The sequence below is a fragment of the Planomicrobium sp. CPCC 101110 genome (genome assembly GCF_007859395.1).
GTDB lineage: Bacteria > Bacillota > Bacilli > Bacillales_A > Planococcaceae > Planococcus.
The window spans coordinates 1-25,546 of the sequence record NZ_VOHD01000011.1 but is presented as its reverse complement, the minus strand read 5'-3'; the positions used below and the strand labels follow the sequence as shown (position 1 = coordinate 25,546).

Genomic DNA, 25,546 nt, shown 5'->3' with positions numbered 1-25,546 from the left:
TTTCATTTCCAATAAGTTGCAGTAGACTCAAGGTAATTCGAGAAAAAAAGAGGGATGGCTAGTGGGACGAGTGCATAGTGACGTCATTCAGTTTCGCGGCAACCATTACGATTTCGGTTTTGAACAAGGGCAGATGTTGAGAAGCTCCTTTATCTTGCCGAACCGAAAAAAACAGTGGGGCCCCGCAAACCGCAATTTTACAATAAACGAACAAGAGGCGAAAAAGTTGCTATTGGATCTTTCGCCAGCCATATGGGAAGAAATATGCGGATTGGCAGATGCCCTGGAGTGGCCAATGTATGATGCCATCAAGGATTTCGGGGGCTATTATTTGGAATATGTCCGGAGCGGCTGTTCTATTTTTACCGCGCCTGATTTTATGGTCCGCAACTATGACAGTACGCCAGATGGCTATGAAGGCCGGTTCGCATTGTACCAGCCGACTGACGGCGGATACGCAACAATCGGGCCTACCATGCAAATCACTGGCCGCACCGACGGCATCAACGAAAAAGGCCTTGCCATGGGCTATAATTTCATCAACCGGCGCAATTCCGGGGACGGGTTCATCTGCAATATGATCGGGCGGCTCATTTTGGAAAACTGCGCTACAATCGAAGATGCCATCGCGCTGCTGAAAGAGATTCCGCATCGCCGGTCGTTCAGTTATGTGCTCTTGGATCAGTCGGGAGAAACAAAAGTGGTCGAGGCATCGCCGCGGGATGTCCGTGTCCGCGACGCCTCTATATCCACAAACCACTTTGAGCTGCTGACCGAAGAAAACCGTTACCAGATCGAAGATTCCCGGCGCCGTGAACAAACGATACAAAATCACCAGCAAAATCTAACGGATGCCTTCAGCGCATTCCAGCTGCTCAACGACTCGGACAAAGGCGTCTTCTCCAAAAAGTACGCCACCGCATCCGGGACGCTCCACACTGCCGCTTATTTCCCGGAAACGCTCGAAGTCGGCTTTGCCTTGGGGCCAAACCGCTTGCCGCTCATGCTGGATTTTAAAAAGTGGCTCAAGGGTGATAAGCTGTATGTGAAACGCATCAACGGAAACCTCGATATCGACGCCCAATTTGTCAATATGGCAGAAATCTAAAGCAAAAGCGCTCTTTTCTCCATTGAAAAGAGCGCTTTTTTATATGGTAGAATTCCGCTTTCAAAGCCGGATTTTATCAATATGGGCAAAGCCGATTTCAGTATCAATTTCTCCAGCAATCTGCTGCTTTGCAATCGGTTTTCCGTCAAGCCAGCCTTTGAAGTCAAACTCCATCGGTTCTTGGTCGCCGCCGAGCGCGAACCACGCTTTTTTCTCTTTTGGAAAATAAGCCGAGGTGTGAATCGTTCCAGCCCAACTTTTGTAAAGTTTCGAAAACACGCCTTTGTTCGTATCGTTAAACAGCCTGAAAGTTTTATAAGCGCTGTCGTTTCGGCCTTTTTGCTCCTCGATCGCAGTTAAGCGCGCATAGGAATCTTTCAAGTAATTGCGGTTCTCCTGCTGATGAATTTCAAAGTGGTTCGTGCAGGCGCTGGATTTGCGCACGTCGACCGAACGCGGACTTGCTTCTACGATGAACGTTTCCCCGCTTGCATCGAATACCACATAACTGAATGAGCCCCGGTGCGGTATCCTTGTCAGCACTTCAACCGCTTCCTCAACTGTTGCGCACGTTTCCAGAATGATCCGGCTGATCATATAGCAGACAAATCCATCGCCTGGTTTTTTCCGGTGGATAAAGTTATAGCCGAGCGTTAATCCTTTTTCATTCATTCCGTCCATGCGCCCCATAATCCGGGATGACGGCCCAATGACCGCATAGCCCCCATCAGTAGGCTGATACACCATATACCGGCCTTCATAAGTCTGCGGATGGAAGTCGTAATTGCGCACTAAAAAGTCTTCTCCTGTCGCAATAGAACAACCGCTTGGCAAAGCATCGATCCGGTAGCCGCCAAAATCGCGCAGCACCTCTTGCATAGGTATTCCAAGCGCCGCCTGCAATCCGAGAAATTCATCCCAGATGGCTGGCGCAAACTTTCCGAACATCGCTTCCGCTTCCTCTACATCAATCAAAAAACGGGCCCTTTTGATGCCCCATTCTTTTGTCCGGTTTTCTAAAATCATCGAATCCTTCAATAGTTTCCCTTGCATGAAGCCGAATTGAAAATGGTCTCCTCTAAATTGGATGATGTCGGTATGTATTTTTTTCATCTCAATCTCCTTTGCCGGAATAAACTGGTTTTCCACCTAACAGCTTACACGGGTTGCAAAAAGATTTCAAAGCTCAACAACAAAAAAGCCGCCCTAAACAATCCGGAGACGGCAAACTAGCCACTGCTTTATAATTCAGCCGCTTAATAAAACCTTACCCTTTGTAAGCTTGCTGCAGCACATGAAGATCGAGTTTTTTCATTTGAAGAAGCGCCGTTGTCACCCGTTCCACTTTTTCTGTGTCCGAATCGGTGATCATATCATTCAAAGCCGTCGGAACCACTTGCCAAGACACGCCAAATTTGTCTTTCAACCAGCCGCAGACCTGCGCTTGTTCATCCCCTCCAGCCGCCAACTTGTCCCAGTAATAATCCACTTCTTCTTGAGAATCACAATTGATGATCAAAGAAAGAGCTTCCGTGAATTGAAACTCAGGGCCGCCGTTCAAAGCAAGAAAATTCTGTCCCTCCAGCTGAAATTCGATAGTCATTACCGTTCCGGCTACTATCCCATGAATTTCTTGGCCTGCATTTACATAACGGGCAATCTTCCCAATCTTGGAATCTTTGAAGATTGATGTATAAAAGGCAACTGCCTCTTCCGCGTTCATATTAAACCAGAAATTCGGGGTAATCTTTTGGATCTTGCTTTCCATACTGCATCCTCCCTTTTCCGCCATAAATATTAGCATCAAAGCAACAGCCTACCATTCATAAAGCGTGGCTATGTACAGCATCCCTTCTCTTTGCTTCCATAATACAACATTTAGCTGCGATAAAAATATACTCAATATGACATTTTTCTCACTTCCGGGTATATATAAATCGATTGGCTTTATTCAATAAACGGACTGAAAAGAGGAGAATGGCATGGCACGTTTTTTGATGTTGGTCGGCCTCCCTGGCAGCGGGAAATCCACGTATGCCGCTAATATTGCGGCTTCTGACCGCAATTGGATCCACTTGTCTTCTGACCGGATTGCTGAAAACAACTTTGCTGCCAGCCATTCGGCCGATCATCAATCCGTCTTTTCGGAGATGTATCGGCAAACCGTACAGGCACTGGAAGCAGGGAACAATGTTCTGTATGACGCCACGAACTTAGCGTCCCAAAAGAGAAAAAGCTTTTTAAACCGCATCCAATCGCATCATGCTGAAACTCAGGCGGTTGTCTTTCTTGCCCCTTATACAGCCTTGAAAGAACGAAACCATAAGCGGAGCGGCCGGGATCGGGTGCCGGATCATGTGATGGACCGCTATATTAGAGGCTTCCAATTTCCTAAAAGGGATGAAAATTTCGACCGGATTGCCGTTTTGTTTGAACCTGCCATCCCTTTGCTCCCTGTACATTCCTTGAGGCAATTGGCCGGCAAACCTGAAATTTCTTTTGAAGACCTCTATAGTTTTTACGATTCCTTTACAGAGACAAAGCCGGTTCTTGAATTTGAAGCGTTCGTCCAGCAGTCATATGAAATGCGCCTTTCTATGCAAAAAGCAGTCCAAGACCCTATAGAGCGGGAAGTGCTCACCTGGACAGCCCTGCTCCATAATATCGGCAAACCGTATGTCCGCAAAAACCGGCCGCTTGAAGAAGACAACTTTTACGGCTATGAACACGTCAGCAGTTATCTTGCCTATCCGATCTTGTCAGCTCTCGGCTTTTCCCAGCCGTTCATCTTTGACGTGATTTCGCTGATTGAAGAACATGCAGAAGCTCCGTCCATCAAACGCGGCAAACTGAAGCGCAGGATGGGACTGCCGAATTATGAAAGGCTGCAGCTTTTATTGGATCATCTGCCTTCATAGGGCAACAGGAAAAGACTGCCGATATCGGCAGTCTTTTATATGTGTTTTATCCCTTTGCCAGGATCAGCACGCCTTTTCCTCCCAATTCAATCGTACCGCTCACTTGTCTGTCAGACAGCACTTCCTGATACTCACTGTCTTTCAAATCGATCGACACTTCTTCTTTGTTATGATTCAAAACAAACAAATAGGATCGTCCGTCCTTGATCCGTTCGGTTGTCTCTACGCCTTCCGGCACTTCCATAAGCGGCTGGACACCAGCTTCTTCACAGACAGTTTGCAGGAAGTCGACTAGGAATTCCTGGTCCGGGCTTGAAGCCACGTACCATGCTTTTCCTTTTCCGAATTGATTGACCGTGACAACAGGCATTCCCTTGTAGAAGTCGGAGCCATATTCCGCGACCGCTTCTGCCCCTTCCGTATGGATCAAGTCAAACAACAAGTTGCATGAATAGCTGCCGTTCAAACTGCCGCGGGAATCCTTCACGACAATTTGATTGGTTTCATCCGGATGCAATGCATCAATCTCTTCCGCCCAAATTCCAAGAACATTGCGCAGTTCCCCTGGATAGCCGCCAAGTGTAACGATGTCCGTTTCGTTTACGATTCCGCTGAAGAAGGTCGTCAGGAATGTTCCACCGTTCTGGACAAACTGTTCCACTTTCGCTGCATAGCCTTCTTTTACCATATACAGGACAGGTGCAATCACTACGTCATATTGGCTCAAGTCTTCTTCTACACCGATCATATCCACTTGGACGTTCAGCTTGTATAACGCGTCGTAATATTTATGGACTTCGTTAACATAATCGAGCGAGACGGACGGGCCGCTTGAAAGTTCCACAGCCCAGCGGTTTTCCCAGTCAAAGACGATGGCCACTTTTGCGTTGACGCGTGCATCGAGCAGCGTATCCCCTAATTGGTTGAACTCTTTCCCAATTTGGGCGACTTCTTTAAACACGCGTGTATTTTCATGTCCCACATGTTCAATGACGGCTCCGTGATATTTCTCACAAGCGCCAACTGAGCGGCGCAGCTGGAAGTAAAGAATCGTATCCGCTCCGCGGCCGATTGCCTGATAGCTCCATAAGCGCATGACCCCCGGGCGTTTCAAGGAATTATAAGGCTGCCAGTTCTGCTGGCTCGGTGTTTGTTCCATCAGCATGAACGGCTGGCCGCTCTTCAGTCCCCTCATCAAGTCGTGAGTCATCGCTGTGTAGCTGAATGGCGTATCGATCGCCGGATAGTTGTCCCATGATACAACGTCCATTTCCTTCGCCCACTTGAAATAGTCCAGCATCGGGTAAGTGCCCATCAAGTTTGTGGTGATCGGTGTATTTGGAACGTGTTTACGGATTGCATTATATTCCAGCTTGTAGCAATCCAATAAACTGTCCGACTGGAAACGGCGGTAATCGAGTGAAATTCCTTGGAAATCAGATTCATTGTTTTCGCGTTCTTCTGTTAGAATATTCGGCGCGACAATCTCATCCCATTCATAGAACGTGTGGCCCCAGAACCCTGTATTCCATGCTTTATTGAGTTTTTCCAAAGACCCGTACTTTTCGCTCAGCCAGCCGCGGAATGCATCTTGGCAGTTGTCGCAATAGCAGTAGCCGCCGTATTCATTGGATACGTGCCAAATCAGTACTGCCGGATGGTCTTTGTAGCGCTCGGCTAATTTTCCAGCGATTTTCTCTGAGTACTCCCGGTATGTCGGGCTGTTCGGGCAGGAATTGTGCCGGCTGCCGAACTTTCTTTTTCTGCCATAGAAATCCACCCGCAAAACATCCGGGTATTTTTTTGCCATCCATGCGGGATGGGCTGCAGTACTAGTCGCCAAGCATGTGTAAATGCCGTTTTCATAAAGCCGGTTGATTTTATCATCCAGCCATTCAAAATTGTATGTTTCTTCGTCTGGCTGGTTCAACGCCCAAGAAAAGACATTCAATGTAGCAACATCAATTCCCGCAAGTTTGAACATCCGTACATCTTCATCCCATATTTCTGTGGAATTCCATTGTTCCGGGTTATAGTCCCCGCCGTGCCATATTTTAGGTAGTTTATCATTAATCATCAAATTCCATCCTCTCTATTTCATGCCAAGTCAACCAAGCTTTGGCTGGCTTAGCAATTGGATTTGCTCAGTCGTCGTGTTTTCAAGTTCCAATACAACAATTTCGTTCTTTTCCTTTTTCAATAACGGTCCTGGAAGATACAGCCGCTGCTGCGGTCCGGCACTGTTCCAGTACCTGCCCAGATTGAAGCCGTTGATGAAGACATTGCCTTTTGTAAAGCCTTCTGTATCAACATATGTATCAAGCTGTTCTTCCGCATCAAAAGAGCCGCGGAAAAATTTCGGGAAGCGCTCTTGTCGGCTCAACTGATAGTTCTCAGGCAGGCGGTCCAGCTCCACCTTGAACATTTCCCAATGGAAGAAATACTGTTCCCCAAGCCAAATGTTTTTTATCAAACCTTTCGGATCCGTCAAATGCTCCCCGTAATTGGCCCGGCCCATATTTTCCACTAAGATTTCGAGCGTGTTCACTTTTTCCGGAAAATCTAAAGTCACTGCTTTTTCTTTGTCGTTTATATAGGCAGTGGCTGCGTAGCGCCCATTGACGTAGATATATCCCCTGTCACGGATTGCGTCTGAGTTGAATGTCAATTCCCCTTGGCGGTTGACTGTCGTCCGGTAAAGCGTATAGCCGAAAGCCTGGTCGATCTCTTCCATGGGCAGCGGCGCAATATGCTCGATTTTTCCGCTAATTCCTTCAAGCACATCAAACAAACTGACAGACTCCGAAACGGTAACTTTTCCATACTCTTTAGCCGACGGAACTTCTTGAAAATCCGCTGGCACTTCGATGTGCTCGCTTAAGACCTTCTTGACTGCCATGTATTTCTCCGTAATTGCACCACTTTCCGTCAGCAAACTGTCGTAATCATAGCTGGTGATCGTCGGATAGTAGATGTCATAATGATTGGCGCCATTCATGAAACCGAAGTTGGTTCCGCCGTGGAACATATAAAAGTTGACGGATATGTTCTTCTCCATCATTTCTTTGAAAACAGCCGCTGCATCTTCCGCACTCCGGATCGTATGTTCACCGGTCCAGTAATCAAACCAGCCGATCCAAAATTCTGCCACCATCTTCGGCGATTCCGGTTTCAGCTCTTCAAGCGCTTCAAAAGCTTCATCAACCCGCGAGCCGAAATTCAGCGTAGTTGCAACATCCGGAAGCGATCCCTGTTTGATGAAATTCGGGCCGTCAGATGTGAACAAAAATGTATTCAAGCCATGTTTTCCGTATTGTTCTTTATAAAAATCCAAGTATCCCAAATCATTGCCGTACGCACCGTATTCATTTTCAATTTGCATGGCGATCACCGGCCCGCCGTGTTGGTAAAGATGGCGCGTGAATTTCGGCAGCAGCTCGGTAAAGTAATCTTCCACATGCTTCAAAAAACTCGGATGGCTGCTTCTTATTACCATGTCCTTATCCTTCAACAACCAAGAAGGCAACCCGCCCATTTCCCATTCCGCGCAGATATACGGCGATGGCCTCAAAATCACGTAAAGCCCCAATTGATGGGCCAGGTCAATGAATCCTTCGATATCCGCCATTCCAGAAAAATTGAACTCGCCTTTTTGGGGCTCATGGAAATTCCATGGAATATACGTTTCCACCGTATTAAGCCCTAATGCCTTCAGTTTCAACAGCCGGTCTTCCCAATGCTCTGGCACAGTGCGGAAATAATGCATCCCGCCTGATAAGATTTGAAAAGGCTTATCTTCCAAATAAAACAATCCGTTATTAACAGTCAGCACTCTTATTCCTCCTAGCCGTTAAACTTTCCACTTACACCTGCTCCAACTTGTAGATGATTGATGAGAAATCGGCTGGATGCCCATTTACGCGGTAGCGGTTCAACTGCAAGCCGGCGTTCATCAGCTCATCCCCATAAAACGTGCCTTCCAGTCCTTCGATTGCGTATTCGAATTCCGGGTTCAGCCCTTGAAAAAAGATGCGTGTAAATCCGGGATTCGGCCGAGATAACACTTGATAATAGCCAAGTATCGCTTCGGCTTGGTCCTCAGAGACAACCATCCAGCTGGTAATATTGCCCTCTTCTGCAAACGGGCTTTCGATTCGGTAAAACTGCCCTTGCTGAATCAGCGTACGATTGGCTTTATAGAATCTAATCTGCTGTTTCACTTCTTCTTTTTCTTCTTCAGTCATCATTGTCACATCAAGCTCATAGCCGAAAGCGCCAAAGTAAGCGACATTGGCTCTTGTTTCCAGGCTCGTCACCCGGCCGACTTGATGGTTCGGCACTGCCGATACGTGCGCCCCCATGGAAGAGGTTGGATAGACCATCGAAGTGCCATATTGTATTTTCAAACGTTCAACCGCATCGGTATCGTCGCTTGTCCAACCTTGCGGCGCATAATGCAGCAAGCCCGGATCGAAGCGGCTGCCGCCTCCCGCACACGACTCGAACAAGACATCCGGAAACTCGTTCGTTAAGCGCTCATACAAGGAATAGACTCCGAGAATATAACGATGCGCCACTTCCCGCTGCCGGTTTGCCGGCAAGTCCAAGGATCCAATTTCCGTCATATAGCGGTTCATATCCCACTTCACATATGAAATCGGTGCATCCCGTAAAACATCAGCCATCAAGCCATGGATAAAGTCCACCACTTCTTGCCTTGAAAAATCGAGGACGAATTGATTTCTGCCGTGCGACATGCTTCGATCGGGAACATGGATGACCCATTCCGGATGCGCTTTATACAGCTCGCTTGCTTTCGAGACCATCTCCGGCTCAAACCATAAGCCGAATTCCAATCCCAGCTCGTTAATATCTTTAGCCAATCGGGTTATGCCATTCGGCAATTTGCGCCTATCCACCGACCAGTCCCCTAAGGACGTCGTGTCATCGTCGCGTTTTCCGAACCAGCCGTCGTCCAGGACGAACAGCTCCACACCCAATTCCTTGGACGCTTTTGCAAGTTCCAGTATTTTCTTGTCATTGAAATTAAAGTAAGTTGCTTCCCAGTTGTTGATCAATACCGGCCGTTCCCGGTCACGCCATTTCCCGCGCGCCAGCCGTGTCCGGTACAGTCGATGATAAGTCTGGCTCATGCCATTAAGGCCTTCTTCCGAATAGACCATGACCACTTCAGGTGTCTGGAAGCTTTCCTTGCTTTTCAGCAGCCAATTAAAATCAAACGGATTGATGCCGATCATCAAACGGGTTACATCATAATGGTCGACTTCAACTTGGGCTAAAAAATTCCCGCTGTATACCAGACTGAATCCGTATACTTCCCCTTGGTGTTCGGTCGTGTTCGGCCGCTTTAATGCAAGAAACGGATTTTGCTGTGCACTGCTCGTTCCTCTTGTGCTTGCAATGCTCTGGATACCTGGAACCAGTTTGCGTTCTTTCACATGCCGCTCCCTTGCCCACGACCCCGAAAGCTGCACCATTTCAAAATCAGAACCCGGCAAATCGATGCTGGCACTTAGGGCTCTTGCCAAATTCACTTCCGATTGGCCATGGTTGATGAATTCCGCAGATCTTGCAATCGCATTCAACTCTTCAAAAACCGTGTACAACAGCCGAATCTCCACGCCGGTTTTTTCGTCTGCCAGCGAAATTTCCAGCGTCGTCGCTTCATCCTCGTTTTCTGCGTAGGTGGCAGGCAAGCCTTTCAACTTCTTTTTCCCCTGGTATATCTGATGGTCTCGATATACAAAATGGGTGACGCGGCTGCCGCTTTCTTGCAGGATTTGATAAGCGGGTTCCCGGAAATCTGTTGTTCCATAAGCTGGGTATTCCTGCTTGATCAGATCCAGAGAAAAAACAAGATCCCCTTCATTGACGCAGGCTGTATTCGGGCTCTCCCCGACATGAAATAGCCGGTCGAACGACTGCCGATGCCGCAATTTCTTTCCATAGTAAAGATGGCCAAGCTGATCGTTTTCTAGAATGCTAAAAATATAACTTGTTTTTGGGGTTTGCAAGTGAAACTCCCGAGTGGAGTCGTTGTATAAAATCGGCACAATTACCCTCCTGCTTTAACAATATCTATCTTGAAATCAAAATTCTCGTATGATGATATTCCGAAACACAGCTGTGCTTTCCACGGGCTCGCGCCAAGTCTCCTCGCCGCTTCGCGACTCCGGGGTCTCGGCTGACTCGCTATCCTGCAGGAGCACATGGTTTTCTTCGCTGTTTTGCTCCATATTTCTGTTTTTATGCTTAGCAATATCTTAGCCGGTGCGGCCAAGTGCCCGGCGAAGCAATAAGGCGGATGTTTTCCCGGCATATTGCGAGAGCCATGGCCAAAGCGCCCGAAGCGGTGTGGATGAGCAAGAAATAATTTTAAATGGAGTTTTTTGCTTTATTAACCCTTAACCGACCCCATCATTCCAGCTACAAAGTGCTTCTGCATCAAGAAGAACACAAGTGCTGTCGGCAATGTCGCGATGACGATCGCTGACATGATGACGCCATAATCCGGTGAATAACTCGAGCCAAGATTTGAAATCAGCAATGGAATGGTCCGCTTTTCTGGCGACTGCAAAATGACCAGTGGCCATAAGTAATTGTTCCAGCTGTTCATGAACGTGATGATTGCCGCAGCTGCATAAGTGGTTTTCATCGTTGGCACGTAAATCCGGAAAAATACGCCAAGCTCACTCAAGCCATCAATTCTTCCCGCTTCCACCAAATCCTTCGGAAACATCTTCGTGTTCTGGCGGAAGAAAAAGATGAAAAACGCAGTTGTGGCTGTCGGCAAAATGACGGCTCCCAGTGAATCAATCCCAAATAACGGCATTGTATTGGTGACACTGCCGAACATACGGTATAACGGCACCATGATCGCCGCAAATGGGATCATCATCGACAACAGCAGGATGGTGAAAACGATGTCTTTTCCTCTGCTTCGGAACATTTCAAAACCGTACCCGGCAAGTGAAGCCAGCAAAAGGGTCAAAACGGTTGAGATAACCGCGATGATTGTTGAGTTGATCAAAGCTGGTACAATATCCACCGTTTCAAACAACTTTTGCAGGTTCGCAACCAAATGGGTTCCTGGCAGCAAACGCCCTTGCGTTACATCAACCGATTTGTTGGTGACACTGACGATCATCCACAGGAATGGAAAGATGGAAACGATGGCAGCGACACTCAAAAACGTATAGATAAAGACTCTTTTAAAGGTTTTCATTTTCTCTCACCCGCCACTCTGAATTGAATAATAGAAAGAATCACTACTAAGATCACGATGACGTAGGATACAGTTGACGCATAACCGAAGTCAGGCGTGTATTCGAAGGAAAGGTTATAGATATACTGTGAAATGGAGATTGTTGAATTTCCGGGTCCGCCGTTGGTGATATTGACCACTTCATCAAAGATCTGCAATGTACCGATTGTTGATGTGATTGAGGTAAATAAAATAATCGGTTTCAGCAATGGAACAGTAATTTGGAAAAATTGCTGGATGGAACTTGCACCGTCAATACGTGCCGCTTCGTAAATCGACTTGTCGACGTTCTGCAAAGCGGACAGATAAAAAATCATGTTGTAGCCTGTCCATCTCCAAGTGATGGCAACGATGATGACAACTTTCGCCCAAAATGGATCGGCCAAAAAATTGATCGCTTGAGAAGCGAAACCGAATTTGACTAAAAACTGATTGATGATTCCATCAACTCCGAACAAGTATTTGAAGATGACCGAGTAGGCAACCAGTGAAGTGACACAGGGCAAGAAAATCGCGATTCTGAAAAAGCTTTTGAATTTCAATGTCGGATCATTCAACAATACGGAAAAAAATAACGCCAATACAATCATCAATGGAACTTGAATGAGCAGAAAGATTGATGTATTGGTTAGCGCTGCGATAAAGGTCGGATCGCCAAACAATCGCTTCCAGTTGGCCAAGCCTACATACTCCAGATTCGCGCCCATCCCCGATTGAAAGGACAAGAGAAAGGCTTGAACCATCGGGTAAAAGTTGAAGATCGTGATTGCGATGATTGAAATGATGATAAACAGCCAGCCAATTTTTTTCCGGAAATACAAATTGGTTTTTTGGCGTTTGGTTTCTTTGTGGCGCAACGGGATACCCAGCTCGTTCTTTTTCGTTAATTGCTGGCTCATCTTACTCATTCCTCCTATAAAAAAACCTTGAGTCGGGCCTCACTGGCAAGCGATAAAGCACTTTGACCAGTTATTCGGCTGCAACCCAAGGCTTTATTTATTTACAATCCATTATTTGAGTTGTGCTTCAGCTTGTGACTGGGCATTTTCAAGCACTTGGTTCAAATCTGCCCCATTCAAATAATCTTGCATTCCAGTTACCAGGATGTCCTCAATGGCATATGTGTGAAGACCATAGTTCACGCCTGGAATTTCATCTGTCCATTGAGAGAAGTCTGAAATGATTTGCTGTCCTCCGAAGAATTCATCTTCGACTGCAAACGCATCTCCTTCAGCTGCTGCGGAGTATGTCCCGATAGCGCCGATGTCTTTTACAAGTGTTTGATACAAGTCAGGGTTAGAACCGAATGTATTAAGCAAGAAATCTGCAGCTTCTTCTTTGCCATCAACGTTCAAGACGTACCATGAGCTGCCGCCCAAGTTGGAAGCATTCACTGCTCCGTCCATATCCAATCGTGGCATTGGGACAACTACCCATTTCCCTGATTGGTCTGCAGCTTGCTTGACGCTTGGTGTGATCCAGTTTCCTGTTGGTACGCTCGCAACATCACCGCTGTTGAATGCCCCGACAAACTGGCTCCAGTCAGAGACGATTTTTGCAATGTCTTCGTCCATCATCTTTTTGTAAGTTTCAAACCCTTTAGCAAGTGCCTCGTTGTCTGCAAGGTTCGGAGTCGAGCCATCTTCTTGTACATACCATGAACCGGTTGTTTGGATCATCATGCGGACTTGCGCCAAATCGTTTGGATCCAACGTCAGCATGTTTTTGCCTGTTGCTTCTTTCACTTTTTTACCTACTTCTATATATTCGTCCCAGGTAATATTCGTTACGTCTTCTACTGTGTAGCCTGCTTCTTCAAGATAATCTGTACGTACATACAATCCCGCTACACCGGAATCAAATGGCAATCCATACTGTTTGCCATCAAAGCTAGTTGTTGCAATTTTATATTCTGCAAAGTCATCCGAATTGATGACATCAGTCAATGGATGAAATGCATCCGGATAAGCTTGCAGGAAGCTTTGTGCCCGGTAATCTTCAATCAGGACGATGTTCGGCATTCCTTTTGTTGTACCAGAGCTAAGTCCTGTATTCAGTTTTTGGATGATATCATCTTGCGCATTTTCAATGACTTCCACTTCGTACGTACCGTCTCCGTTGTAAGCCTCTTTAGCTTTCTCAAGCGCAGCAATGTTGAATGCCGGGTCCCATGCCCATGCTGTAATCTTGTCAACGCTCGCTGAACCTTCAGAATTGCTTTCTCCTCCGCTTGCTTCATCGCCTGAAGAACAAGCAGCCAATACAACGATGCCCAAAAGCATCATTAACATAAGGTAAAATTTCTTCATCTAAAAGCTCCCCCTTTTTTGTAAGCGCTTTCCTAAACGCCTTAATACAAGTATATCGGCAAAAAAAAAAGATTGTTAGAACAATCTTTAGGTTCTTTATTTGATTATTTTTAGATATTTCAAACTTATCGGATGATAGCTTATACTTTTCTTATATACTTGTAATATCATTAGATTTTAGAGAGGACTTGAACTTTTTGCGGCGGCAACTCTACTTTCACTTTTGTTCCCTGCCCTTTTGCACTGGTCAGCTCCACCCCATATTCTTCCCCGTAAAGCAACTGGATCCGCTCATGCACATTGCGCACGCCAATGCCGCTAAAAAGATGGCGCTTTTCTTTGAAATCCTCTTTCATGTAATTTCCCTTCATTTCCATTCCATCTCCGTTGTCCACAATTTCACACACAAGACGCTCTCCTTTTAACGCGATCAATATTTGGATAAATCCTTCTTTCTTCTCGTTAAAGGCATGGAAAAACGCGTTTTCGATGAACGGCTGAAGAATCAATTTCGGCAAGTGATAATCCAGGCAGTCAGGGGATATGAAATAATTGACTTTGATCCGGTCGCCATATCTGGATTGGTTGATCAACACGTAATTTTTCAATTCTTTTATTTCCTGCTCCACCGTTATCGTCTGGTCGATATTGCTTAAAGCATTTTGCAGCAGCGATATCAATGCATGGATCATGTCCGTCGCTTTTTCTTTCTTGCCCTGCTGGACCATGAATTTAACAGAAGCCAGTGTATTGTATAGAAAGTGCGGATTGATCTGATGCTGCAGTGCACTCAGTTCCGCGTTTCTTTGTTTCTGCTGCGCCTGGACAACAATATCCACGTATTCCTGCAGCTCATTCAGCATGAAGTTGAATGCATTCGCTATTTTTTTCGCTTCGTATCCGCCTGTTTCGGTAACCGGCTTGTTGAAATCATGTTTCGCGATATTGGAAATCTGTTTGACCAGCCTACTGATCGAGTTGGTCATCCGCCGGGAAATCAAGAATACAATAAGAACGGCAATCAAGACAATGCCGACACTGATCATGATAATTTCCTTCGTATTTATCAAGCTGTCCATCACGACATTTTTGTCCACCAGATTCACCAGGTACATATCATAGGTCGGAAGATATTCCGACATTAGCATATAGTCTGTATCAAAAACGCGCACGTCTTTGAACGAAAGTTCTTCTTCGTCCACTTCTTTTGCCAAATTCAACACATCATCAGCATTGACGCCGATCATTTCTTCTTTATTGCTTGAAACGATTTTTCCGGCATCACTGATTAACAGTACTTCATTCTCCTTGCTTGTGTAGCCTTCATAGAACGCTTTCAGCTGTTCTTCACGGATCGGGAAGTATAGCATTCCATAGATTTCGCCCGATCCCCTTTCCATCAGTGCTTTTGTAGCAACAATCATCGGTTTGTCAGAAAAAGAAGTGGAAGGAATAAAGTGATACTGCAGTGTATTCGGTTCGCTCACTGTAAGGTGTGTGATTGAATGGCTTTTCAGCCCTTTCCAGGACACTGGCCAATTTGAATAATTCATATTGAACAATCGTTCATTTTCTCCCAGCACAATCATATTTGCTTCATAGGACGCCACAGTCGGGTATATTCTTTCCATCTGTCTTTTGATATTGAGGTACGATGTGTATGTTTCAATGGAGTTTTCATCTTCTTGGGTCAATACCCTTTTGATAGTGCCGTTGTTCTGGACTTCATGCGTGGCACTGACAATTGCGTAACTATAGGATTCGAACCTGGTCTTGATCTGGTTCAACACCTTCGTGTTGGTAATGCTGAAGGTATCCATGAACAAATTGCTGGATACCCGTATTGAACTGAAGGTAATCAGCAAAGATACCGATACAATACTGATGACCATTATCAAAAACATTTTGATGAATAAATTATTATCTTTTAACGATCGGATTACTCGTTTCTTCATCTGCATTTTGGACACGGTACTCCTTCCGATAACTTCCTGGAGACATCCCGGTTATTTTTTTGAACACCTTACAAAAATAGCTGTGTTCCGAATAACCAACCATTTCACTTATGCTGGATATGGAGACTGTACTGTGTTCCAGCAATTCCATCGCTTTCTTGATCCTCACCCGGTTCAAGTATTCACTAAAGCCCTCTTTATGATGGCTGCTGAAATAAGTAGAAAGATAGGATGGATTAAAATGAAAATGGTTGGCTATCTCTGATAAACGCAGAGGTTCCGTATAATGCTGTTCAATGTAATTCAACATCTTATCAAGATTATTGTTCTGATCACCAGCCGCTTCATGTGAAAAAATAATCGTTTGTACACCTTCCATAAATTCATTGAAATGGCTTAGCGCCTCCTTGGCATTAGCCGCTTCGTTAATATTGGAGAAATAGCTGTATTTTTTTCTTTCTATATCTTCTATTTCGTACTTCATATTGTCCAATAGAACAAGTACATTGAAGATGATATTTCCTAAAAATGCTTTGTATTCAAAGCTGTCATTTTTATACTGTGTCAATAAATGATCAACATAATCCGTCAGATAGGCAAATGCAGAGTTGAAAAGCCGATCTTTGAACAAATCGATAAAATGATTCAAATCAAAATGAATTTGCTTTTTGTTTTCCGCCGGTAAACAATCATAGATCAATACGGAATGGTCTGGCAGATAAAACAAATATTTTTTCATTTTCATAAGACTGTCGTTGTAAATCCTTTTCATGTCATCGATCGATTCAAACGGCTCGCTTAAAATCCAAGTTGCGCCAGAAACTTCTTCTGCAAGCATTTCGATGGTCCGTTTGATGGCTTCTAGCTGACCCTGATTGAAGTTGATGAGAAATGTCGCACCATCCTCATCCGATAAAACCGGCAAAATTGCTGCATCATTTTGGAGGCGGCGACTCAATGCTGCCTTTAGCTGAAGGGAATCGTGCCTTTTCCCGAAAATCGCCGCCAATCCAAAATGGCTGTTGGCAAAAACATTCGCCAAAGCTGTTTTATCTGAGGAAGAATCGTATCCCATCAATAGATTTTCCAACATCTCTTCAGTCGACCGCCCAGGCTCCGGCAAAAAAGCGGATTGCTTCAGATTTGGAATTTTAGCAGCTACCCGGTTTAAAATCTTTATCAATTCCGGCCCGTTCAACTTGGGCTTCAATATATAGTCTGCCACCCCGCTTTGGAAAGTTGAACGTACATAATCAAAATCTTCAAAGCTGCTTAATACAATAATTTCTATATCGGGAAAAGCCTTTTTTCCTTCTCTTACTAAATCAATCCCGTCCATGATCGGCATAACGATGTCCGTGACCACAATATGCGGATGATATTGTTCAATCATTAGCATTGCTTCTTTGCCGTTGGAAGCTTCTCCTACGATTTGAAATCCTTCCGATTCCCAATCGATGTAATTGATAATCCCTTGTCTGATCAGCATCTCATCATCAACGATAAGAACTTTGCAAGTCTCCTCCATGAACATACCTCCTAAGCATAAAAGTTTAAGCAGCAAAACCTTCTTTTCTATACGAAATGCAAGCGTTTCCAAAAATATTTTGCATTGGATCGATCAGCTGCCTTCCTCTTCCCTAAGATCTGCATCTCGAGAGGATTTCTTAAGCCGGCAACGCATCAAATATAAGCAGAAGCTAGCGTGTGATACTTTTCTTATAAGTATAACGATGGCAGGAAGAGTTAACAACATCACTTTTGGCTGCTTCTGGTAAGTAGCAATAAATTAAAGGCATAGAAAACGGATTTCTAATAAGATGGGTGCCAATTCCTGATTTTGATTTTGTTATTCACTGCATTTGATGCCGCATATAACCTTTATTCGAATACTAAGCGCGGCTTGAAACTTTTTGTAAAAGAACAAAGGACTTATAATTAGAAAAGGAAAACACATTCAAGGGAGGAAACGTGATGGAAAAAGTAAATATCGAAGAGAAGTTTTCACTCTTCAACGATTATTGGAGCCCTAAAATAGCAGGAGAGATCAATGATTTTCAGGTGAAGTTTGTAAAACTGAAAGATGAATTTATTTGGCATATGCATGAACAAGAAGATGAAATGTTCCTGATCGTAAAAGGAAAGCTGCTCATTAAATTCAGGGACAAGGACGTTTGGCTTGAAGAAGGTGAATTCCTGATCATACCAAAAGGGGTGGAACACAAGCCGGTTGCGCAAGAAGAAGTTCATGCCCTGCTTTTCGAGCCGAAAACCACTCTTAATACCGGCAACCAAACAAGCGAGAAAACCCGTACCAACCTGCAGTCGCTTTGAATATTAATCGGGAAAAACAGAAAAGGAGCTCCTGGTCAAATGGGGAGCTCCTTTCCTTTTCCTGGTTTCTAAGCCAGAGCATTACAGCCGTTTCACGGACATCCCTCAAGTTTCTTTTCTATGGGGAAAAATTCCATGTCAGTCTTTGAAGTTTTTCTTGATATAGATTTGCTCTTCTGCCGCATCCAATAGCCCTGTTGCACGGCCGACAGTTCCGCCGTTCAATTGCCAGATATAGTTGTGGACTTCCACTGCGTTGGCGAAATCCCCTTTTTGCCATTGTGTGAGCACCTCTATATAATATGCGGCATTCTCATACCGGCCTTGATTGGATTCAACAATGGTTAGCAGATTTTCAATGTTTTCCGGCGTCATTTCAACGGCTCCCCATTTTTCCTTCGCTTCGACTTTCTGGTGCGTCATAAGGTGCAAATACTTTTGTATCCGCTTTTCATCCATATCCCCCTTGTTGCCGCCCTCGATTGGTTCTTTGCTCACTTCTTCAACCTCCGGCTCCCCTTCCTGTTCAGTGATGCCTTGAGCAGCTATCGTTATTTCTTCTTCCGCTGTTTTTGAGAATGATTGCTGAATGTACAAATAGCCGCCAAATCCGATCAGCGCAATAATCCCTAAAATAGCTCCACTTGCCAATAAAGTCTTTTTCATTTTCCCACTTCCTAAGCCTCTGATTTTAATCTTCTCTTCCCATTATGAATTACCAATTACTGGTTTTCAACCATAAGTATATTTACCTCCTTCCATTGAACCTGCCAGTAGAAATGTTTTGGAGTGAAATCTTTTCTCTGAGGCTTGAAGACTCGCCAATATCGCTTTTGAAATCCTCTTATAAGACAAATAATATTTGTTGGAAAATAAATATATTTGCCTACTTTTTACTATTGTAATTTTCAAAAATGAGCATATAATTCAAAGTAAAAAAAAGCAAATACTTGATACATATAAAAAATAATCATCAAGGAGGGTTTGCAATGAACAAGTTTCTGGTTTTCATTATGGCCGCTTTTCTCGTTTTCTCTGCCATGTCGACTGTTAGTGCCCACCCACATCACCATGATGACGATGACGACAAGAACAGCGTGAGGAAAGAATTAGCAATCAGCAAAAAGGCTCTTGAGAAGTATCGTGATATTGATGTTGCGCTGGACGAGGGCTTTACTGGATTAGTACCTGGAGCTTGCGTACCGAACATGGGAATTCACTTGATTAAACCAAGCCGGGCAGACGATGCGAAACTTCACATTAAAAAACCAGAAATTTTAGTGTATGAGCCGCTGAAAAATGGCAAATACAAATTAGTGGCTGGAGAATGGTATGTACCGGCAGAGGAGACTAAAAAAACACCGAAGTTATTTGGCCAAAAATTCCAAGGACCGATGGCCAACCATGACGGTTCTAAAGGCAAACATTATGACTTGCACGTATGGCTTTTCAAAAAGAATCCGGATGGCATGTTCAAGCCTGAGAACAAGCGGGTAAGCTGCAAATATGCAAAATGATTGGATGGTACTTTGAATTGAAACATAAAAAGCCCATGCAAAAGAAACTTTTTTGCATGGGCTTTTTATATTGGACTGGCATGTAGATTTCCACCTTATCCTTTATTGAACCGGTTTATGGAAAACAGGCTTAAATCCCGCTTAGACTGACGGTTTCCAGTTACCATGTCGGTAAGAATTTCCCCGACCACACTGCTGAATTTGAAACCATGGCCAGAGAATCCGCAGGCAAGGATTACATGCTCATGCTCCGGATGGTTATCGATGAAAAAGTTTTCATCTGGCGTAATTGTATAGGTACAAGGCTTTCCTAAACCATGCTTCCCTGTCTTGGGCAAATGCTGTTGTGCGAAACTGGCAACATTCTGCTCGTCTTGCTCATACGCACCAAACGGCTCAATCGGCTTCTCCATATCTCTTGGGCGCCCTCCGTCGTGGTGTCCGATTTTTACTCCAGCCCCCTTGATGCTCGGAAAACCATAATACGTTTCTTCCGGCAGCTCAAATGTAAAAGCTGGAAAATCAGTCGCTGCATAGATGCTTTCATCTGTTTCAAACCATGAAAAGGTGTTCCTGATTTCCTGCAAAGGCAATTGGAGTCCAATCAATGGCAAAATTTTTCTGGCAGCCGCTCCCGGTGTGACGATATGTACATTATCTTCAAAAGCGACATTCCTAAACAGAAAAAAGCCCCAACAGTCAAGTCAGGGCCTTTCTTCTATCGTAAAATATACCGGCGGTCGGGGTCGAACCGACACTCCAGAAGGAACACGATTTTGAGTCGTGCGCGTCTGCCAATTCCGCCACGCCGGCGCATGTGCTAAACGAACGCTTATAAATATAACATATCTTCCGCTTTACGCCAAGGGCTTTTGTTATATTCCTATAAAAAAATCAGCGCGAGGAAAATCCCAGCACCGATTTTTCTTGGTTAAAAGAAGAAATTTAAAATGTAGTAGAACAAAGCAGCTAAAGTACCGGAAATCGGGAGCGTAATGACCCATGTAACCAACATTGTCTGCGCTGTTCCCCATTTAACGCCTTTCAGGCGGTGAGCCGCCCCTACCCCCATGATAGAAGAAGAAATGACATGGGTCGTGCTGACCGGCAAGTGGATGAACGTTGCACCAAAGATAACCGCAGCTCCTGTAATATCAGCTGCCACCCCGTTGACCGGGCGGATTTTCATTATCTTGCCGCCTACAGTTTTGATGATCCGCCATCCGCCTACAGAAGTTCCGAGCGCCATTGCCAGCGCACAGGAAACTTGGACCCAAGTCTGTATATCATCACCTGTCTGGTAGTTGTTTACGATCAAAGCCATTGTAATGATACCCATCGCTTTTTGCGCATCGTTTGTACCGTGTGTAAATGATTGTAGAGCCGCAGTTGCAATTTGAATCAACCGGAAATTTCTGTTCGTTTTCGACAAGTTATTATTTCTGAAAATCACTTTGAATATGCTATACACAATATAAGCAGCCACAAAAGCAAGGATTGGAGAAAGAATCAACGCTTGGATGATAGTAAGGAATCCGCCGTAATTCAATGCTCCAAATCCTGCTGCACCAATTGCAGCACCTGCAATTGAGCCGATCAATGCATGTGATGAACTACTTGGAATACCATAATACCAAGTAAGCAAATTCCATGTAATAGCAGCTAATAAAGCAGCCATAATAACGATTGAACCATTTTGTAAAGTAAATGGATCGACAATGTCTTTTGTAATTGTTTTAGCAACACCTGTGAAAGTGATAGCTCCAACAAAATTCATCACTGCCGCTAACATAATTGCATGGCGCGGTTTTAAAGCTTTTGTTGAAACTGCAGTGGCAATCGAGTTTGCCGTATCATGAAATCCATTAATAAAGTCAAACGCGATTGCTAGTATGACAATCAATGCCGTAATTATTAGTACCATATCCATCGTCAAGGTGCTCCTTAAGCGTTTTTCATAATTATAGATTCAAATGTGTTTGCAACTTTTTGGCAAGAGTCAGCAATCTCTTCAAGTTCTTCGTAGATTTCCTTATATTGAATGATGCGGATAGGATCTTTCTCCACCTGGAATAAGTTCTTTATCGAGTGGCGCAATGTCACATCGCATTGTGATTCATAGTCTTTGATTTTAATGGCATGTTCTCTCATACGCGGCAATTTTTTTGTGGCCAACAGGTCAATCGCCAACTGCATTTCGATAGTGCAATTGCGGATCGCTTCTACAAATTCCAGCATATATTTGTCTGCATCAATAACTGAATACATCTCAAACAGTGAAGCCGTATGGTCCAAGCCATCCAGCACATCATCCATCGTCATTGCAAGCGCTAAGATGTCTTCCCGCTCAATAGGAGTAATAAAAGCATTGTTAAGATCTTGGATAATCGTATGAACGAAAGAATCGCCTTTCGTTTCGTAATCCTTTATCGTATCCGAGAAAATTTTCAAGTCGCTGATTGCACTCAATTTATAATCAGCAAAGTAATCAGCGCTTTCCTTAAGGTTTTTTGATATATTATCCAACTGCACTATGAACTTATCCTGCTTTTTAAAAGCCATCTTTCTTACCCCCGCTATTTTAATTGATAAACATTAAGCTAGATAATAATAGCCTACCAGAACAGGGATTTACAATACCTTATTATAAAATTTACAAATCCGTAACATTACAGTATTATCAGAAAAAATATTTTTTTAATATATCTTTTAATAATAAAATGACAGAGGCGCATCCTGTTTTTTTACTTCTTTATCTTTAAGCACAAAAGAATTTACGCAAGTACGGCTGTTGCTTTAAAATCCAGAATCTATAGTCTTGAACAGGCCATACACTCCAAGTTTCAAATTACCACAGATGGCTTTATGCTAATGCATCAATATAAGCTCCGATCGATGCCCTAAGCGCACTAAACCCTTCAACAACAAAATATAAAAGTTCATACTTGTTTGCATGTATTGGCTGCTTAGAAGACCGCTTCGACAGCTTATTCAACCATGAGACTCCCAAACCTTGCAGCTTTTATCAAAAGTGATTCTACCCCATTTGCTTATCGCCCATATGATGGTTTCAGATTCCATAAAACAAAGATCCAGCCAATATTTTGCATTCCTTTCTCAATTTCGAAAAAACGCGTTAAGACAAGGCCGATTCAAACATGAATCGTTTTCATCTTATCTTCAATAAGTTCGATTCAGCTAAGCAAGCCCGTTTTTAATCTGGTTGTCTTTTTAAAAGTCCTTACAAAATTGCTTCCTTTCGGTTATTTAGCGTTCTGCTCCATATTTAAACAGTAACTGTTAAAACACCCCAGAGTCCGTCGTATTAGAATGCTCATCAATGCCCGTATTATTAAACATAGAGGCAAACTTTTTGGAATAAAAAATAAGCCTTCAATGTTGGTCAATGACAACATTGAAGGCTTATGGAAATTGATTGTATATATTTAAAAAAGCAATTAATATCTTTGCTGCTACCTTTTAAAATAAAAAAGTTTTTTTCTTCATATTTCATAAAGATTTTTGCAAACGCCCTTTTGCCGTTTCTTTTCGGCCTTTAATTGGAATATGGTTGGTAGCACGAGCTAGTCCATATACTGGCATGTTGATATAAATTGATTCATAATTTCCAGATTCAACTATATATGTTTCATGGTAAAAACCTACTTTATTTCCTTTAGCTATTTTCTGATTGAAGTTTTTCCATGCCGTTAAGTGTAAAGCTCCGTGTTTTGAATAATGCTCAAGCTGTTCGAATGAGTCCCAATACTGAATCAAAGTTATGCCTTTCCAACTAAGAAAAAACTTCATATCTAAAAACCCTAATTCTTTGTTTCGATACAACTCATTAATCATTCCCTGCATTTGAATAATAAGAGGAAACCAATGGTGTATAGCCCATAATTTATTGATACGAAAACCAATGACAAAGATCACAAAGGAATCTTCACTCTCAGCAGTGTATCTTCCTTTCACAACTTTTCCCATGCTTTCGCCCTCTTTCTCATGTGTCATATTATTTCCTGCTTTTTCGGCTCACCTTTAAGTAACTACATTATTCAACCTGATTATTACTTTGTCCATTCCTTTTGATAACTTTTTGATTCTCTGGTCATTCCAACAGCCTTAGTGTCATCATTTGCTTTTTTTGAAAACCCAGAGGACACAAAAAAGACCCCTCACTGAATGTGAGGGGTCTTTTTTCTGCAGCTCTTTATCTGCAGTTGGATACCGGCGGTCGGGGTCGAACCGACACTCCAGAAGGAACACGATTTTGAGTCGTGCGCGTCTGCCAATTCCGCCACGCCGGCAAGATAATAATGGAGGCGGCAACCGGACTCGAACCGGTGATAAGGGTGTTGCAGACCCATGCCTTACCACTTGGCTATGCCGCCAGAATTTTGGAGCGGAAGACGGGGGTCGAACCCGCGACCTCCACCTTGGCAAGGTGGCGTTCTACCACTGAACTACTTCCGCAAAAAGCTGGGGTACCTGGATTCGAACCAGGGCATGACGGGATCAAAACCCGTTGCCTTACCGCTTGGCTATACCCCAACAATAAGATGGGGCGGACGAGGGGAATTGAACCCCCGAATGCCGGAATCACAATCCGGTGCGTTAACCACTTCGCCACGACCGCCACTTTATTATTTTTATAAGTTATTAGATTGAAGTAAAAACATGGGGCGGACGAGGGGAATTGAACCCCCGAGTGCCGGAATCACAATCCGGTGCGTTAACCACTTCGCCACGACCGCCATCATATAAGATAAAAATTGGCAGGGGCAGTAGGAATCGAACCCACATCGGAGGTTTTGGAGACCTCTGTTCTACCGTTAAACTATGCCCCTATAAAACTGGTGGTGGGGGGCAGATTCGAACTGCCGAACCCGAAGGAGCGGATTTACAGTCCGCCGCGTTTAGCCACTTCGCTACCCCACCGAAAACATGGTGCCGGAGAAAGGACTTGAACCCTCAACCTACTGATTACAAGTCAGTTGCTCTACCAGTTGAGCTACTCCGGCATGGAGTTAAAAATATGGTGGCTCAGGACGGAATCGAACCGCCGACACAAGGATTTTCAGTCCTTTGCTCTACCGACTGAGCTACTGAGCCACATATGTAAGAAAAAATGGCGGTCCCGACCGGGATCGAACCGGCGATCTCCTGCGTGACAGGCAGGCATGTTAACCGCTACACCACGGGACCATTTGGTTGCGGGGGCAGGATTTGAACCTGCGACCTTTGGGTTATGAGCCCAACGAGCTACCGAACTGCTCCACCCCGCGACAATATTAATGATGATAAGCTGTTTCTCTTGCGCTTGTTTCGCAATGGACATCTGCTTTGGCTGCGCCTGCATCGATGTAACTTTCATTGATACCACTTTGTTCAATCTGTTTATGTATCGAAAGAAAATGGTGGAGGATGACGGGATCGAACCGCCGACCCTCTGCTTGTAAGGCAGATGCTCTCCCAGCTGAGCTAATCCTCCAACTTTTAAGAAAAATAATGGTGACCCCTACGGGATTCGAACCCGTGTTACCGCCGTGAAAGGGCGGTGTCTTAACCGCTTGACCAAGGGGCCATTATGTATGTAGAGAGTTATATCTGGCGGAGAGCAAGGGATTCGAACCCTTGAGACGGTTGCCCGCCTACATGATTTCCAATCATGCTCCTTCGGCCACTCGGACAGCTCTCCAAAAGATGGCTCCGAAGGTAGGATTCGAACCTACGACCATCGCATTAACAGTGCGGTGCTCTACCACTGAGCTACTTCGGAATAATATTGATCAGCCTGGCAACGTCCTACTCTCACAGGGGGAGACCCCCAACTACCATCGGCGCAAAAGAGCTTAACTTCCGTGTTCGGGATGGGAACGGGTGTGGCCTCTTTGCCATCATTACCAGACCAATTATTTTGAAAGACAAGATTTATTATACCAATTCTGGTTGGTATTACAAGCTTTTTTTAAAAAACTTTTTTTGTTCTTTCAAAACTGGATACACGACGGTTGAAACGAAACAGATTTGGTTAAGTCCTCGATCGATTAGTATTCGTCAGCTGCACATGTCGCCACGCGTCCACCCCGAACCTATCTACCTCATCGTCTTTGAGGG

The 25,546-nt window shown here is 44.3% G+C and carries 19 protein-coding genes, 17 tRNA genes and 2 rRNA genes; 4 read left to right on the top strand and 34 right to left on the bottom strand.

The window, feature by feature from the left end; translation table 11 throughout:
* The first annotated feature begins 61 nt into the window (after nucleotides 1-61).
* Nucleotides 62-1,108 (top strand): C45 family autoproteolytic acyltransferase/hydrolase, encoded by a 1,047-nt coding sequence (locus tag FQV30_RS15965; protein WP_146501127.1) that lies wholly within the window; start codon nucleotides 62-64, stop codon nucleotides 1,106-1,108.
* A 60-nt stretch (nucleotides 1,109-1,168) separates the two neighbouring features.
* Here the strand turns inward: FQV30_RS15965 and FQV30_RS15960 are convergent, their stop codons facing one another.
* Complete coding sequence (locus tag FQV30_RS15960) at nucleotides 1,169-2,221, bottom strand: C45 family autoproteolytic acyltransferase/hydrolase (RefSeq protein WP_146501126.1); 1,053 nt, start codon at nucleotides 2,219-2,221, stop codon at nucleotides 1,169-1,171.
* Between the two features lie 154 nt (nucleotides 2,222-2,375).
* On the bottom strand, nucleotides 2,376-2,876 hold the full coding sequence (locus FQV30_RS15955; protein ID WP_146501125.1) for a VOC family protein: 501 nt from the start codon (nucleotides 2,874-2,876) through the stop codon (nucleotides 2,376-2,378).
* A gap of 214 nt (nucleotides 2,877-3,090) precedes the next feature.
* On the opposite strand from FQV30_RS15955, the gene FQV30_RS15950 reads away from it, so the two are divergent.
* Nucleotides 3,091-4,026, top strand: coding sequence for an AAA family ATPase (locus tag FQV30_RS15950; RefSeq protein WP_146501124.1), 936 nt, complete (start codon nucleotides 3,091-3,093; stop codon nucleotides 4,024-4,026).
* A 46-nt stretch (nucleotides 4,027-4,072) separates the two neighbouring features.
* On the opposite strand, the gene FQV30_RS15945 is transcribed toward FQV30_RS15950, so the two are convergent.
* From FQV30_RS15945 to FQV30_RS15910, 8 genes are all read right to left on the bottom strand, one after another.
* The gene (locus FQV30_RS15945) at nucleotides 4,073-6,103 is read right to left on the bottom strand and encodes a beta-galactosidase (RefSeq protein WP_146501123.1); all 2,031 of its coding nucleotides are present in this window, start codon (nucleotides 6,101-6,103) and stop codon (nucleotides 4,073-4,075) included.
* A gap of 30 nt (nucleotides 6,104-6,133) precedes the next feature.
* Nucleotides 6,134-7,858, bottom strand: coding sequence for a glycoside hydrolase family 35 protein (locus FQV30_RS15940; RefSeq protein WP_255473504.1), 1,725 nt, complete (start codon nucleotides 7,856-7,858; stop codon nucleotides 6,134-6,136).
* Nucleotides 7,859-7,889: 31 nt separating this feature from the next.
* Complete coding sequence (locus FQV30_RS15935; protein ID WP_146501122.1) at nucleotides 7,890-10,100, bottom strand: alpha-galactosidase; 2,211 nt, start codon at nucleotides 10,098-10,100, stop codon at nucleotides 7,890-7,892.
* A gap of 344 nt (nucleotides 10,101-10,444) precedes the next feature.
* The gene (locus FQV30_RS15930; protein ID WP_146501121.1) at nucleotides 10,445-11,272 is read right to left on the bottom strand and encodes a carbohydrate ABC transporter permease; all 828 of its coding nucleotides are present in this window, start codon (nucleotides 11,270-11,272) and stop codon (nucleotides 10,445-10,447) included.
* Nucleotides 11,269-12,210: a carbohydrate ABC transporter permease gene (locus FQV30_RS15925; protein ID WP_146501120.1), complete on the bottom strand. Its 942-nt coding sequence runs from the start codon at nucleotides 12,208-12,210 to the stop codon at nucleotides 11,269-11,271. Before FQV30_RS15925 ends, FQV30_RS15930 begins: the two co-directional genes overlap by 4 nt.
* Nucleotides 12,211-12,321: 111 nt before the next feature.
* The gene (locus tag FQV30_RS15920; RefSeq protein WP_146501119.1) at nucleotides 12,322-13,620 is read right to left on the bottom strand and encodes an ABC transporter substrate-binding protein; all 1,299 of its coding nucleotides are present in this window, start codon (nucleotides 13,618-13,620) and stop codon (nucleotides 12,322-12,324) included.
* Nucleotides 13,621-13,790: 170 nt separating this feature from the next.
* On the bottom strand, nucleotides 13,791-15,581 hold the full coding sequence (locus FQV30_RS15915) for a sensor histidine kinase (RefSeq protein ID WP_146501118.1): 1,791 nt from the start codon (nucleotides 15,579-15,581) through the stop codon (nucleotides 13,791-13,793).
* Nucleotides 15,541-17,103: a response regulator transcription factor gene (locus tag FQV30_RS15910; RefSeq protein WP_146501117.1), complete on the bottom strand. Its 1,563-nt coding sequence runs from the start codon at nucleotides 17,101-17,103 to the stop codon at nucleotides 15,541-15,543. The genes FQV30_RS15915 and FQV30_RS15910 overlap by 41 nt, the downstream gene beginning before the upstream one ends.
* 443 nt (nucleotides 17,104-17,546) lie before the next feature.
* Here FQV30_RS15910 and FQV30_RS15905 point away from each other — a divergent pair, with 443 nt between their 5' ends.
* Nucleotides 17,547-17,909 (top strand): cupin domain-containing protein, encoded by a 363-nt coding sequence (locus FQV30_RS15905; RefSeq protein ID WP_222434333.1) that lies wholly within the window; start codon nucleotides 17,547-17,549, stop codon nucleotides 17,907-17,909.
* A 138-nt stretch (nucleotides 17,910-18,047) separates the two neighbouring features.
* On the opposite strand, the gene FQV30_RS15900 is transcribed toward FQV30_RS15905, so the two are convergent.
* Nucleotides 18,048-18,575 carry a DUF6241 domain-containing protein gene (locus FQV30_RS15900; protein ID WP_146501115.1) on the bottom strand — a complete coding sequence of 176 codons (528 nt, stop codon included), beginning with the start codon at nucleotides 18,573-18,575 and terminating at the stop codon, nucleotides 18,048-18,050.
* Nucleotides 18,576-18,898: 323 nt separating this feature from the next.
* Between FQV30_RS15900 and FQV30_RS15895 the strand changes: the two genes are divergently transcribed.
* Complete coding sequence (locus FQV30_RS15895) at nucleotides 18,899-19,426, top strand: hypothetical protein (RefSeq protein WP_146501114.1); 528 nt, start codon at nucleotides 18,899-18,901, stop codon at nucleotides 19,424-19,426.
* 95 nt (nucleotides 19,427-19,521) lie between these two features.
* On the opposite strand, the gene FQV30_RS15890 is transcribed toward FQV30_RS15895, so the two are convergent.
* From FQV30_RS15890 to FQV30_RS15780, 23 genes are all read right to left on the bottom strand, one after another.
* Nucleotides 19,522-20,073: an FAD-dependent oxidoreductase gene (locus FQV30_RS15890; protein ID WP_255473521.1), complete on the bottom strand. Its 552-nt coding sequence runs from the start codon at nucleotides 20,071-20,073 to the stop codon at nucleotides 19,522-19,524.
* A gap of 84 nt (nucleotides 20,074-20,157) precedes the next feature.
* Nucleotides 20,158-20,239: transfer RNA gene (locus FQV30_RS15885), tRNA-Leu, on the bottom strand.
* A gap of 118 nt (nucleotides 20,240-20,357) precedes the next feature.
* The gene (locus tag FQV30_RS15880; protein WP_146495154.1) at nucleotides 20,358-21,356 is read right to left on the bottom strand and encodes an inorganic phosphate transporter; all 999 of its coding nucleotides are present in this window, start codon (nucleotides 21,354-21,356) and stop codon (nucleotides 20,358-20,360) included.
* A gap of 14 nt (nucleotides 21,357-21,370) precedes the next feature.
* Nucleotides 21,371-21,988: a DUF47 domain-containing protein gene (locus FQV30_RS15875; RefSeq protein ID WP_146501112.1), complete on the bottom strand. Its 618-nt coding sequence runs from the start codon at nucleotides 21,986-21,988 to the stop codon at nucleotides 21,371-21,373.
* A 948-nt stretch (nucleotides 21,989-22,936) separates the two neighbouring features.
* Nucleotides 22,937-23,440, bottom strand: a complete 504-nt coding sequence (locus FQV30_RS15870) for a DUF4188 domain-containing protein (protein WP_370512408.1) — start codon at nucleotides 23,438-23,440, stop codon at nucleotides 22,937-22,939.
* 214 nt (nucleotides 23,441-23,654) lie between these two features.
* Nucleotides 23,655-23,736, bottom strand: a tRNA-Leu gene (locus FQV30_RS15865).
* A 10-nt stretch (nucleotides 23,737-23,746) separates the two neighbouring features.
* Nucleotides 23,747-23,820: transfer RNA gene (locus FQV30_RS15860), tRNA-Cys, on the bottom strand.
* Between the two features lie 7 nt (nucleotides 23,821-23,827).
* A tRNA-Gly gene (locus tag FQV30_RS15855) sits at nucleotides 23,828-23,902 on the bottom strand.
* Nucleotides 23,903-23,908: 6 nt separating this feature from the next.
* Nucleotides 23,909-23,980: transfer RNA gene (locus tag FQV30_RS15850), tRNA-Gln, on the bottom strand.
* A gap of 9 nt (nucleotides 23,981-23,989) precedes the next feature.
* Nucleotides 23,990-24,065 (bottom strand) — tRNA-His (locus FQV30_RS15845).
* 42 nt (nucleotides 24,066-24,107) lie between these two features.
* Nucleotides 24,108-24,183: transfer RNA gene (locus FQV30_RS15840), tRNA-His, on the bottom strand.
* A 19-nt stretch (nucleotides 24,184-24,202) separates the two neighbouring features.
* Nucleotides 24,203-24,276: transfer RNA gene (locus FQV30_RS15835), tRNA-Trp, on the bottom strand.
* Nucleotides 24,277-24,283: 7 nt separating this feature from the next.
* Nucleotides 24,284-24,367: transfer RNA gene (locus FQV30_RS15830), tRNA-Tyr, on the bottom strand.
* Between the two features lie 7 nt (nucleotides 24,368-24,374).
* A tRNA-Thr gene (locus tag FQV30_RS15825) sits at nucleotides 24,375-24,450 on the bottom strand.
* A gap of 15 nt (nucleotides 24,451-24,465) precedes the next feature.
* Nucleotides 24,466-24,541: transfer RNA gene (locus FQV30_RS15820), tRNA-Phe, on the bottom strand.
* Nucleotides 24,542-24,558: 17 nt separating this feature from the next.
* Nucleotides 24,559-24,634, bottom strand: a tRNA-Asp gene (locus tag FQV30_RS15815).
* A 3-nt stretch (nucleotides 24,635-24,637) separates the two neighbouring features.
* Nucleotides 24,638-24,714 (bottom strand) — tRNA-Met (locus FQV30_RS15810).
* 130 nt (nucleotides 24,715-24,844) lie between these two features.
* Nucleotides 24,845-24,920 (bottom strand) — tRNA-Val (locus FQV30_RS15805).
* 18 nt (nucleotides 24,921-24,938) lie between these two features.
* Nucleotides 24,939-25,013, bottom strand: a tRNA-Glu gene (locus FQV30_RS15800).
* 24 nt (nucleotides 25,014-25,037) lie between these two features.
* A tRNA-Ser gene (locus FQV30_RS15795) sits at nucleotides 25,038-25,127 on the bottom strand.
* A 6-nt stretch (nucleotides 25,128-25,133) separates the two neighbouring features.
* Nucleotides 25,134-25,208 (bottom strand) — tRNA-Asn (locus tag FQV30_RS15790).
* Nucleotides 25,209-25,221: 13 nt separating this feature from the next.
* Nucleotides 25,222-25,337: ribosomal RNA gene (rrf, locus tag FQV30_RS15785) — 5S ribosomal RNA — on the bottom strand.
* A 119-nt stretch (nucleotides 25,338-25,456) separates the two neighbouring features.
* Nucleotides 25,457-25,546 (bottom strand): 23S ribosomal RNA (locus FQV30_RS15780); the annotation flags it as partial.

Excerpts from the sequence above, each read along its gene's own strand:
- FQV30_RS15960 (WP_146501126.1), bottom strand. The coding sequence starts at position 2,221 with ATGAAAAAAATACATACCGACATCATCCAATTTAGAGGAGACCATTTT.
- FQV30_RS15955 (WP_146501125.1), bottom strand. The coding sequence starts at position 2,876 with ATGGAAAGCAAGATCCAAAAGATTACCCCGAATTTCTGGTTTAATATG.
- FQV30_RS15950 (WP_146501124.1), top strand. The coding sequence starts at position 3,091 with ATGGCACGTTTTTTGATGTTGGTCGGCCTCCCTGGCAGCGGGAAATCC.
- FQV30_RS15945 (WP_146501123.1), bottom strand. The coding sequence starts at position 6,103 with ATGATTAATGATAAACTACCTAAAATATGGCACGGCGGGGACTATAAC.
- FQV30_RS15930 (WP_146501121.1), bottom strand. The coding sequence starts at position 11,272 with ATGAAAACCTTTAAAAGAGTCTTTATCTATACGTTTTTGAGTGTCGCT.
- FQV30_RS15925 (WP_146501120.1), bottom strand. The coding sequence starts at position 12,210 with ATGAGCCAGCAATTAACGAAAAAGAACGAGCTGGGTATCCCGTTGCGC.
- FQV30_RS15920 (WP_146501119.1), bottom strand. The coding sequence starts at position 13,620 with ATGAAGAAATTTTACCTTATGTTAATGATGCTTTTGGGCATCGTTGTA.
- FQV30_RS15915 (WP_146501118.1), bottom strand. The coding sequence starts at position 15,581 with ATGCAGATGAAGAAACGAGTAATCCGATCGTTAAAAGATAATAATTTA.
- FQV30_RS15910 (WP_146501117.1), bottom strand. The coding sequence starts at position 17,103 with ATGGAGGAGACTTGCAAAGTTCTTATCGTTGATGATGAGATGCTGATC.
- FQV30_RS15900 (WP_146501115.1), bottom strand. The coding sequence starts at position 18,575 with ATGAAAAAGACTTTATTGGCAAGTGGAGCTATTTTAGGGATTATTGCG.
- FQV30_RS15895 (WP_146501114.1), top strand. The coding sequence starts at position 18,899 with ATGAACAAGTTTCTGGTTTTCATTATGGCCGCTTTTCTCGTTTTCTCT.
- FQV30_RS15880 (WP_146495154.1), bottom strand. The coding sequence starts at position 21,356 with ATGGATATGGTACTAATAATTACGGCATTGATTGTCATACTAGCAATC.
- FQV30_RS15875 (WP_146501112.1), bottom strand. The coding sequence starts at position 21,988 with ATGGCTTTTAAAAAGCAGGATAAGTTCATAGTGCAGTTGGATAATATA.
- FQV30_RS15870 (WP_370512408.1), bottom strand. The coding sequence starts at position 23,440 with ATGACACATGAGAAAGAGGGCGAAAGCATGGGAAAAGTTGTGAAAGGA.